Here is a 256-nt window from a genome sequence, read left to right on the forward strand (position 1 = left end):
CTTGGGGGCGAACTCCATCGGCGTCTTCGCTGAATCCATCGGCGGCGGCGGCGGCTCGGGCGGCTTCGCCGGCGCGCTCTCCGTGGGCTCGGGCTCGACCCTCAACGCCGTGGGCGGCGCGGGGGCTGGGGCGGGCGCCGGCGGTCAGGTGAACGTGGCCAACAGCGGTCAGATCGTGACCTTGGGGGCGAACTCCATCGGCGTCTTCGCTGAATCCATCGGCGGCGGCGGCGGCGTAGGCGGCCTGTCCCTGGCG

1 pseudogene is annotated in these 256 nt (G+C 74.2%); it reads left to right on the forward strand.

The annotated features are described in order from the left end of the window. Positions 1-256 (forward strand): annotated as a pseudogene (locus RMT89_RS44185) (hypothetical protein); the annotation flags it as partial.

The organism is Streptomyces sp. P17, from assembly GCF_032436805.1.
Lineage (GTDB): Bacteria > Actinomycetota > Actinomycetes > Streptomycetales > Streptomycetaceae > Streptomyces.